Below are 9,294 nucleotides of genomic sequence, written 5' to 3'. Positions count from 1 at the left end.
ACGCTTGCCAGCAAGAATTACGAGTTGCTTGAGGGCCTACAAACGCTGGATTTCGTTTTGTTGTTTATTCCGATTGAATCGGCATTTATCACGGCCTTCGAAAGTGAGCCGGAACTGTTTCGCAGAGCCTACGACAAAGGCGTGATCGTCGTGAGCCCGAGCACCTTATTGGCCACGCTAAAGACCGTGCAGACCGTGTGGCGCTACGAGCAACAAAATCGCAATGCAGAGCGAATAGCTGACCAAGCGGGTCGTTTATTCGACCAGGCCGTTTTGGTCTTAGAGTCGATTCAGGAGGTCGAGCGCTACGTTAATAGAGCAAGCGAGTCGCTGCAGCAAACCAAAGCGCGTTTGAATACGAATAAAGGGAACCTGGTATCTAGAATCGGCGCGCTCAGCGATCTTGGCGCTCGGCACAAAAAGCAGATTCCTTCCGACTTTAAGGATCAGGCTCGCATTGACAGGAACGAAGTCGATTCCGACGATATCGATTAAACAACCTTACCTAAGGAGTACACAAGTGAGTTTTTTAAACGTTGGTGATAAAGCCCCCGATTTCGCATTACAGAACCAAAATGGTGACCTTGTGCGCTTAAGTGACTACAAGGGCAAAACGGTGGTCGTGTACTTCTACCCGAAAGCAATGACACCTGGCTGCACGACGCAAGCTTGTGGGCTACGTGATACCAATGACGCCTACGTATCACGAGACATTGTAGTTCTCGGCCTAAGCCCAGATCCGCACGAGCGCCTGAAACGGTTCGAAGATAAGTATGATCTAAACTTCACCCTTTTATCGGATGAAGACCACAGTGTCGCCGAAGCCTACGGCGCGTGGGGTCTCAAGAAGTTTATGGGTCGAGAGTTTATGGGAATACTGCGGAGCACATTTGTCATAGACGGTGATGGCGTTATTTCCCATGTGATGGCCAAAGTGAAGACCAAGACTCATCACGACGACGTGCTCGCTCTTGTAGGTTAGTTACTTCCAAAAGGGCGCAGGAGTCTCTAATCCAGTGACTCCTACCAATTTGTCTAGCAAGGCGACAAAGGTCTCATAATCTTTCTGACCCAGTTGTTCGGCTTGCTCTTTTCTTATCGCGCTGAAAGTCTTCGCAATGTGCTCGGCGACTTTTCGGCCGTTCTTTGTGAGCTTTATAGCCTTCGCGCGGCGGTCCTGCGAATCGATCGCGCGCTCGATATAGCCCATCTGCTCGAGCTCCCGTAAGGTTTTCCCCATGCCTTGTTGCGTTTGTTGGGCTCTGTCGGCAAGTTCAGACACCCGCACAGTACCGAGGCCAATGTAAGAAAATACGGCGAAGTGAGAGGGCCGCAATCCTAAATGACCATCGGCATGTAGTGCCGATAGTGCACGTTTTTCAAAAGCGCGCCCTAAAGCTAGCAGTGTGCGGGGAAGTACGCGATCTAACATTTCACATTCCTTGATAACGCAGAGTGTGGGCCAGACCCAACTCTTTCGAGAATTGTGACGCATTGTTGTCTAAACTTTTTGTAATGTAAAGGGCTTTACTGCTTAATTTTAAGGTATTAGTGCCAGCGGCAACGGACAAATCATCGAGGTAGGCCGAAGAAAAAGGGTAATCTTTGTGCGTAATTAATGGACGTTTTTCGCGAAGTTTCGTAGCATGGCGCTTCGATTTTAACCTGGAGCCCCCCATGAGTTTTTTCATCCCAGCAGCCCACGCTCAAGCAGCCAATGCAGCGCCACCAGGCGGCGAACTGTTCCAAATTTTCTTTTTGGTCGGCCTCTTCGTGCTCTTTTATTTCATTGCAATTCGCCCGCAACGTAAACGCCAAAAAGAGCATCAAGAGCTGGTCAGCAACTTGGCCAAGGGCGACGAAATTATTACGACCTCCGGCATATTGGGACGTGTCGCTAAACTCGACGATACCTATATGGTGGTCACCGTAGCCGATAAGGTGGACATGAAATTTCAGCGGTTACACGTGCACGCAGTGTTGCCGAAGGGGACACTGAAGAATATCGGTACTGACGCGTAATTATGCCCAATCTGGTTATCGCGATTTCCTCGCGCGCGCTGTTTGACATGCGCGAGAGTCACCGCGTCTACGAGGAGCAGGGGCTCGATGCCTATGCAGCGTACCAGATTGCGCATGAGGATGAGCCTCTTGCGCCCGGAGAGGCTTTTGGTTTCGTAAGGAAATTGCTGGATCTTAACGCTCGCTTTGATGCGGGCGTTGAGGTCGTGCTGCTGTCTCGTAATAGCGCCGATACGGGGCTTAGAGTATTCAACTCCATAGAACATCACCAACTGCCGATAACGCGAGCCGCGTTTTGCGGCGGTGATGCGCCGTGGCGGTACATCACTGCATTTGGGTGCCACTTGTTTTTGTCGACCGAGGCCGAAGATGTGCGACACGCGCTGGATAATGGTGTAGCGGCAGCAACTTTGGTGTCCCACGGTACAACGAAATCAAGCAACGCGCAGCTCCGCGTCGCATTCGATGGTGATGCCGTACTGTTTTCCGACGAGGCTGAGCGCATTTATAAACAAGAAGGACTTGAGGCGTTTACAGCGTCGGAGCGAGCGTCGGCAAAACAGCCGCTGTCGGGGGGACCTTTTAGAGGCTTCTTGGGGGCACTACACGATTTGCAGCAGTCGGCGCCCGAGCACGAATCACCTATCCGAACAGCGCTTGTCACAGCGCGATCTGCGCCAGCTCACGAGAGGGTCATTCGCACTCTGAGAGCTTGGAATGTTCGAATCGACGAATCTATTTTTTTGGGTGGCATGGACAAATCAGCGTTTCTAAAGGCCTATCAAGCTGACGTGTTTTTCGATGATCAAGCATCACACTGTGCGTCGGCGAGCGCGCATGTCGCCACGGGGCACGTGCCCCACGGTGTGGCAAATCAGGGGTCGGACCAGTTATAACCAACTTGTGGGAAATCGCGCTTCGTTGTAGCCTATCGTTATAAGACGGTGGGCGTTAAATCATGAAATTGCAGCAGCTAAAGTATATCTGGGAGGTCGCGCATCACGACCTAAACGTCTCCGCGACAGCACAGAGCTTGTTTACTTCGCAACCGGGCATAAGTAAGCAGATTCGTATGCTTGAAGACGAGTTGGGGGTCGAGATTTTCGCGCGTAGCGGCAAACATCTCACCGAAATCACCCCCGCAGGTAAACTTATCATCGAAGCGGCTGGGGAAGTGCTGCAACGCGTAGAGGGTATCAAGCAGGCAGCGCGAGACTTCGCAGACAATACGCGTGGCACGCTCAGTGTGGCGACTACGCACACGCAGGCGCGTTATGTATTACCCATGGTCATTAAAGAGTTCATGGCGCGCTATCCCAATGTCACTCTCAACATGCAACAGGGGACGCCTGCTCAAATCGCAGCCATGGCCAGTGACGGCGAAGTCGATTTCGCGATTGCCACCGAGGCATTAGAGCTGTACGACAACCTCATTATGATGCCATGTTATCGGTGGAACCGTTGTATTTTGGTTCCAAAAGAGCACCCACTTACCAAGGTAAAGCGACTCACACTTGAAGAGGTCGCGCAGTACCCAATCGTGACTTACGTATTCGGCTTTACCGGTCGATCTAAGTTAGATTCCGCGTTTAAGCGTCAAAATCTAACCCCTCAGGTGGTTTTTACCGCGGCGGATGCCGATGTTATTAAAACCTACGTCAGACTGGGCTTAGGCATCGGTATTGTCGCACACATGGCGTATAATCCATCAGCAGATTCAGATTTGGTGGCTCTGCCCGCCGAACACTTGTTTGATAGCAGTGTGACTCGGATAGGGTGTCGGCGCGGCACTTTTATGCGAGGCTACATGTACGATTTTATCGAGCTGTTTGCGCCGCACCTGACCAAAGAGCGGGTGGCAGCAGCAATGCAGTTAACACAGAGTGATCAGGTCGACCGCCTGTTTGCTGGTATCGAATTACCAAAACTATAGTCAAAAGGATATACAGTGGAACTAGTTTGTTTAGATCTCGAAGGCGTTTTGATTCCCGAGATATGGATTGCATTTGCCGAGAAAACCGGAATAGAGGCGTTAAAGAAAACGACCCGAGATGAACCGGATTACGATGTGCTAATGCAATATCGTCTGCAAATTCTGCGCGACAATAACTTGAAGTTAAGCGATATTCAGGACGTGATAGCGACACTCGAGCCTCTGCCCGGAGCAAAGGCCTTCGTCGACTGGTTAAACGAGAACTTCCAAGTCATTATTTTGAGTGACACCTTCTACGAGTTCTCAGCGCCGCTGATGAAACAACTCGGGTGGCCTACCTTGTTTTGTCACAGACTCGAGACCGATACCGACGGCATGGTAGTGAATTACCACTTGCGGCAAAAAGACCCCAAGCGGGCGTCGATCAAAGCCCTACACAGCCTCAACTACACCATTTTTGCGGCAGGGGACAGCTACAACGACACCACGATGCTGTCCGAAGCTGACGTAGGCTTTTTGTTTCACGCGCCAGCCAACGTCAAAGCTGAATTTCCTCAATTTAAAGCAGTTGATGAATATGACGATCTGAAACGTTTAATCGCCCATGCGAGCAGTCGAGACATCAAGCTGTAGCTCTGCACGCTTGCCTCAGCGCTCTGGATCGCCCTCGGTCGCAGAGCGCTATTGCAAAATCTTCGATAGCTTATCGAACGTCTCTTGATACTCATCGTCGGCGTTTGAGTCGGCTACAATTCCGCCACCACCCCAGACGCGCGCGTAGCCATCTTTGATACTGATCGTACGAATGGCAATGTTCGACGTAAAATTGCCGTTATTAGAAAGTGCCAAGATGCTACCGCAGTAAATACCTCGAGGGAGTCGTTCGAGTTCCCGAATGATTTCCATGGAGCGTTTTTTTGGCGCTCCGGTAATAGAGCCGCCCGGAAATGTCGCTTTTAGAGCATCAATCGGTGTCATCTCTTTAGCAAGAGTGCCCTGAACTTCGCTGACCAGGTGGTGAACGCTGGGGTAAGAGTGTAGCTCGCAAAGCGAATTCACACGAATAGAACCCGGATTACATACGCGGCCTAAATCGTTACGGAGCAAATCCACGATCATCACGTTTTCTGCGCGGTTTTTGTGCGAGTCACTGAGCTCTTGGGCGAGCCTGCGATCGATATCCGGATCGTTATGCCTTGGTGTTGTACCTTTAATCGGTTGCGTGACAAGTAAAGATTCATTACCCCTGATAAAAAGCTCGGGTGAAAAACATAATATATCGTCTAGCGAGGTCTGGAGCAGACAGGCGCTGAATGGCGCTGCATTTTTTGCACGCAACGCAAGATATCGCGACCAGGCAGAGCTCTCCAGTTGCGTTTCGAAAGGTTGTGCATAGTTCACCTGGTAGCTGTCGCCTGCCAATAGGTACTGCAATATTTTTTCGACCTTATCTAGATAGTCATGTTTAGGCTCGATGGCTCTCCATTTCAGCGCCTCAAGCGCGCCAATTTCTGGTGCGGGAGAAGGCTCAATCCGAGTGAGCAGGGAGGTTTTGAGCGCTTGTGCGAAGTCATCTAGAGGGCGGCCGTCGTCCACCCAGTAAGAACACTTGCTCTGGTGATCAAAAACGATTGCCCAAGGGTGGTACGCCACATAAGCGGTAGCGCCCCCCCCAGAATAATTGCAGTCAATACCCATGAGCTCTTCACCAAAATCATAGTACAACGCGCCTAGCCAGCCGCCAGTGAACGGCAGTGAGGTCTCGTGCTGGTTTGCTCGCTCGAGGTAGGTCTGATTCCAGTTGTCCAAAAAGTCTGATGCGCTCGCACTACCGGGCCGATGGGCGATCGTCTCGGCTGGAGCACACGACACCAAACTGAAACCTTGCGCTTGGCCGCCGCTGTTTGCGCTGTCTAACCAGATAAAACCGCGCTCACCGTGCAGCTGCGTTGCTATCGCGCTTGCGGCGTCTGAGGGCAGGGAAAGCGGAATGCGACTTGGGGCTGGGGTCATGAACTATGATCACAATGATGAACAGATGCCCTAGTTTAATCGGTCTTGCGGCATCATGCGATCTAAGCCAAATGAGGGTTCTAATTTCAATCGCATATACAGGTCACAAATTGACTTTCTTGGCCGTTGCGGTAGTGTGGGCAAGCTTAAATTTTTATCGAAACGCAAGGTGGTTCAAGCACTTGACGCGCAAACAATGAACAGCCACAACGCACTCTTGAGTACAATAAGAGACACGACTCTATGACCAAACAAAACACGGAACAACTCGAGCCCACGCTTTCCAATCCGTTTCAGAAGAAGCAGAACAAGCAATTTACTGTGCCCGGGGCGATCGTTGGTGAACCGGGACTTTACGAGAAGTCACTGGAGGCCGGTTGGAATTTGCAGCAGCGGCCTCATGTAGCTGCCGGCACTAAAGCGATAATGCGTCAGCACCAAAAGAATCGCATGACAATCTGGGAACGCATCCAGTGTCTAACCGACGGACCATTTACTGTCTTCTATCAAAACTGGGGGCCTAACCTTGATGGCGCCTCCTTGGTCACAGGGCTCATACAGGTCAATGGCCGTGACGTTGCGGTGTATGGGCACGATTTCACCGTGCGAGCAGGGTCTATGGACGCCACCAACGGGAAGAAGTTGGCGCGACTGTTCGAACTCGCCGCAAAACGTAAAATCCCGGTGGTTGGTTTAAATGATTCGGCGGGGGCCTATATCCCAGCTGGCGTTGGTGGCTTAGATGGCTATGCCGACGCGTTCACTGCTTTGCGCAAAATCTCGGGCGTTGTGCCGAGTATAATGTGTATGTTTGGCTTTAACGCAGGTGGTGGCTCATACCTTCCCCGACAAGGTAGCTTTTTAATACAGCCGAACGAGACCTTCTTCGGATTAACCGGTCCCGGCGTGGTTAAATCTGTGCTCGGTGAGGACGTGACCCCAGACGAATTAGGGGGCCCCAAAGTGCATTCTCAGAGTGGCGTCACCGATTTCGTCGTGCCCGATGAGGTCGCAGCGCTTAGAAAGGTCCGCGAGTTGCTCAACTATTTGCCCAGCCATGCTGGCGAGTTAGCGCCGTTGCAGGCTTCCAGTGACCCCCTAAGTCGCAAAACATGGGATATCGATATATTGCTTAAGCAAGCCTTTAATTCTCCAACAGGCTTCAACACTCCCATCGATATCAGCATCCTGATTCAGCAACTGTGTGATCATGGTGACTTTTTAGAAATACAGCCTGAGCGAGCACGCAACACAATTACAGCTCTAGGGCGTATGGGGGGCAACGTTGTGGGCTTTGTGGCCAACAATTCAGCGGTAGCCTCGGGGCAGATCGATGTTGACGCGGCCTACAAAAATGCACGTTTCATCCGCTTTTGCAACCTGTACAACATCCCCATTATTTTCTTGGAAGATACCACCGGGTTTTTACCGGGGCGAGAGCAAGAGAGCAGAGGTATTGTTCAGGCAGGTCGCGCAATGCTCGACGCAATTGTCGACCTAAGGACACCTCGCTTCCTTGTTTTGGTTCGTAACGCCTTCGGTGGTGCCTATGCGTCTTACAACAACTACCCGACGGGAGCAGACTTCGTCGTTGCATTGCCTACCACACGAGTGGCCGTTATGGGGCCTGCGGGTGTCGAATATGTGTACAAAGATGAGCTCCGTAAAATTCGCCAGTCCGCCAAATCCAAAGTTGTTCAGGAGGCCGAAGCCCAGCGTGCAGCAGGCATGAGCGAAAACGAAGCGTTAGAAACGGCGACGGGGTTGGTGAATGAGTGGGTTAAGGCAGAAGAGCAGCTGTTGGCACAGCGCTACGAGCGAGAGCTCATGAACCCCAACGAAGCTTTGAGCCTTGGGTCAATTTCGCAAATCGTCATGCCCTCGGATCTGCGTCAAGTGCTGGGTGAGCAAATGGCATTCTGCCTACGACACTACACGCCAGAGCCCATGGGCGGCGTTCAGCGCGAATTCCACTAAGCACGTCGACGATTTCAAGAGGAACGAACAGTGTCAAACGAACATTATTTAAACAACCCGTTGATCCATAAAAATCGTCAGCTGCATGCGCACGCTTCCGAGTGGATTCGTCAGTTCGACTGTCGCGAATTGCGGCCTCTGATTATTTGCCGGGGCCCCATTCGCAAAGAAGCGATGGATGTCTTTGTCGAGATGGGTATCAAGGATTTCGGCATCTTGCTCAGCGAAAAAGATTCAATTGTGTACCAGGATGCCTTGGCACCTGAGCTACGGGCAATCAAAGACCCAAACAACATTCACCGAGTACCCGACTATACCGGCGCTAATAAAGAAGAGCGGGAACAACGCATAGCGCAAATTATTTCGATAGCTCACACCAATGGCTACAATTCGATCTTCGCAGGTTATGGCTTCATGGCAGAAGACGAAGCCATGGTCGCGGCAATGGAGAAGGCAGGGCTTAATTTTGTTGGACCCTGCTCCAAAACCGTGCACGATGCTGGCCTCAAAGATGAGGCGAAAAGAACGGCTCTCCGTGTGGGTGTCAGTGTTACGCCAGGCATCGACAACGGCACTGCGCTGACACTGCTAAAGAAGTATCCAACCATTCAAGCCCTTAAGGATCTAGTTGCCGAGCAAGCATTACCTTTAGATGAATCACTGTTGGATCAAACGGATGTCTCGTTGGAAGACAAAGCGGATTTAGTGCTTCAAGCATCCTACGATAAGGGTATCGATTTATACACTGTTGATGAGTTATCAGAAACGCTCACCGAAGCCGTTATGCGAATGTATGCAGAGTACCCCAGCAATCGCGTACGATTAAAGGCGATCTCGGGCGGTGGCGGGAAGGGGCAACGCATCCTGGCTGCGCCATCGGCTTATGAGGGCGACGAAGCCTCACGTATTGAGCAGGCGGCTAGAAAAACTCCCGAGTTAATCCGTGAAATCTTGAACGAAGTGAAAGCGACCGGCGTTGGCGACAATAAAAACGTTTTGGTCGAGCTCAATATCGAAACCACGCGCCACCAAGAAATCCAAGTGATCGGTAACGGTGAATGGTCGATGACTTTGGGCGGGCGCGATTGCTCGCTTCAGATGCACGAGCAGAAGTTACTGGAAGTGTCGGTGACTGTTGAATCACTACAGGCCGCTATTGAAGAAGCGAAACAGCAGGGGCGTGCGACTGAGCAAGGTGTGCTAGAGCAAGATTTAAAAACGCTGGTCGCAATGGAAGATGAGGCGGCGCGGTTTGGCGAAGCAGTGGGGCTGGATTCGGTGTCGACCTTTGAGTGCATCGTCGATCGCGATAAACACTTCTTTATGGAAATGAATACTCGAATCCAAGT

General features: G+C 51.4%; 10 protein-coding genes (1 of these 10 cut by a window edge). 8 read left to right on the top strand and 2 right to left on the bottom strand.

All coding sequences use genetic code 11. The annotated features are described in order from the left end of the window. Both rmuC and bcp read left to right on the top strand, forming a co-directional pair. The coding region (gene rmuC, locus ACTF5Z_RS08160) for a DNA recombination protein RmuC (RefSeq protein WP_438985207.1) at positions 1–495 on the top strand (495 nt) is incomplete at its 5' end. Positions 496–520: 25 nt separating this feature from the next. Then, entirely contained in the window at positions 521–982 is a 462-nt protein-coding gene (gene bcp / locus ACTF5Z_RS08155; RefSeq protein WP_423848492.1) for a thioredoxin-dependent thiol peroxidase, read from the top strand. Here bcp and ACTF5Z_RS08150 read toward each other — a convergent pair whose 3' ends face one another. Then, complete coding sequence (locus tag ACTF5Z_RS08150) at positions 983–1,432, bottom strand: MarR family winged helix-turn-helix transcriptional regulator (protein WP_438985206.1); 450 nt, start codon at positions 1,430–1,432, stop codon at positions 983–985. 245 nt (positions 1,433–1,677) lie between these two features. Between ACTF5Z_RS08150 and yajC the strand changes: the two genes are divergently transcribed. From yajC to thrH, 4 genes are all read left to right on the top strand, one after another. Continuing rightward, positions 1,678–2,022: a preprotein translocase subunit YajC gene (yajC, locus tag ACTF5Z_RS08145; RefSeq protein WP_009575368.1), complete on the top strand. Its 345-nt coding sequence runs from the start codon at positions 1,678–1,680 to the stop codon at positions 2,020–2,022. Between the two features lie 2 nt (positions 2,023–2,024). Next, on the top strand, positions 2,025–2,918 hold the full coding sequence (locus ACTF5Z_RS08140; protein WP_438985205.1) for a 5'-nucleotidase: 894 nt from the start codon (positions 2,025–2,027) through the stop codon (positions 2,916–2,918). Positions 2,919–2,980: 62 nt separating this feature from the next. Beyond that, positions 2,981–3,955, top strand: coding sequence for an HTH-type transcriptional regulator CysB (cysB, locus tag ACTF5Z_RS08135; RefSeq protein ID WP_438985204.1), 975 nt, complete (start codon positions 2,981–2,983; stop codon positions 3,953–3,955). Positions 3,956–3,970: 15 nt separating this feature from the next. Further along, entirely contained in the window at positions 3,971–4,588 is a 618-nt protein-coding gene (gene thrH / locus ACTF5Z_RS08130; protein ID WP_438985203.1) for a bifunctional phosphoserine phosphatase/homoserine phosphotransferase ThrH, read from the top strand. A gap of 48 nt (positions 4,589–4,636) precedes the next feature. Here the strand turns inward: thrH and pabB are convergent, their stop codons facing one another. Further along, complete coding sequence (gene pabB / locus ACTF5Z_RS08125) at positions 4,637–5,968, bottom strand: aminodeoxychorismate synthase component I (protein ID WP_438985202.1); 1,332 nt, start codon at positions 5,966–5,968, stop codon at positions 4,637–4,639. A 243-nt stretch (positions 5,969–6,211) separates the two neighbouring features. Between pabB and ACTF5Z_RS08120 the strand changes: the two genes are divergently transcribed. Both ACTF5Z_RS08120 and ACTF5Z_RS08115 read left to right on the top strand, forming a co-directional pair. After that, positions 6,212–7,945, top strand: a complete 1,734-nt coding sequence (locus ACTF5Z_RS08120) for an acyl-CoA carboxylase subunit beta (RefSeq protein WP_438985201.1) — start codon at positions 6,212–6,214, stop codon at positions 7,943–7,945. A 30-nt stretch (positions 7,946–7,975) separates the two neighbouring features. Continuing rightward, on the top strand, positions 7,976–9,294 hold the beginning of the coding sequence (locus ACTF5Z_RS08115; protein WP_438985200.1) for a biotin/lipoyl-containing protein. It continues 1,627 nt past the right edge of the window; only the first 1,319 of its 2,946 coding nucleotides appear in the window; the start codon lies at positions 7,976–7,978; its stop codon lies beyond the right edge, outside the window.

This window comes from Aequoribacter sp. (assembly GCF_965659035.1).
Taxonomy (GTDB): Bacteria; Pseudomonadota; Gammaproteobacteria; order Pseudomonadales; family Halieaceae; genus Aequoribacter.
The sequence above is the reverse complement of the archived record's forward strand: the minus strand, read 5'-3'. Positions and strand labels throughout refer to the sequence as shown.

Bases quoted from the DNA above. Each gene is read 5' to 3' on its own strand.
- ACTF5Z_RS08120 (WP_438985201.1), top strand. From the start codon at position 6,212: ATGACCAAACAAAACACGGAACAACTCGAGCCCACGCTTTCCAATCCG.
- pabB (WP_438985202.1), bottom strand. From the start codon at position 5,968: ATGACCCCAGCCCCAAGTCGCATTCCGCTTTCCCTGCCCTCAGACGCC.
- ACTF5Z_RS08140 (WP_438985205.1), top strand. From the start codon at position 2,025: ATGCCCAATCTGGTTATCGCGATTTCCTCGCGCGCGCTGTTTGACATG.
- yajC (WP_009575368.1), top strand. From the start codon at position 1,678: ATGAGTTTTTTCATCCCAGCAGCCCACGCTCAAGCAGCCAATGCAGCG.
- cysB (WP_438985204.1), top strand. From the start codon at position 2,981: ATGAAATTGCAGCAGCTAAAGTATATCTGGGAGGTCGCGCATCACGAC.
- ACTF5Z_RS08150 (WP_438985206.1), bottom strand. From the start codon at position 1,432: ATGTTAGATCGCGTACTTCCCCGCACACTGCTAGCTTTAGGGCGCGCT.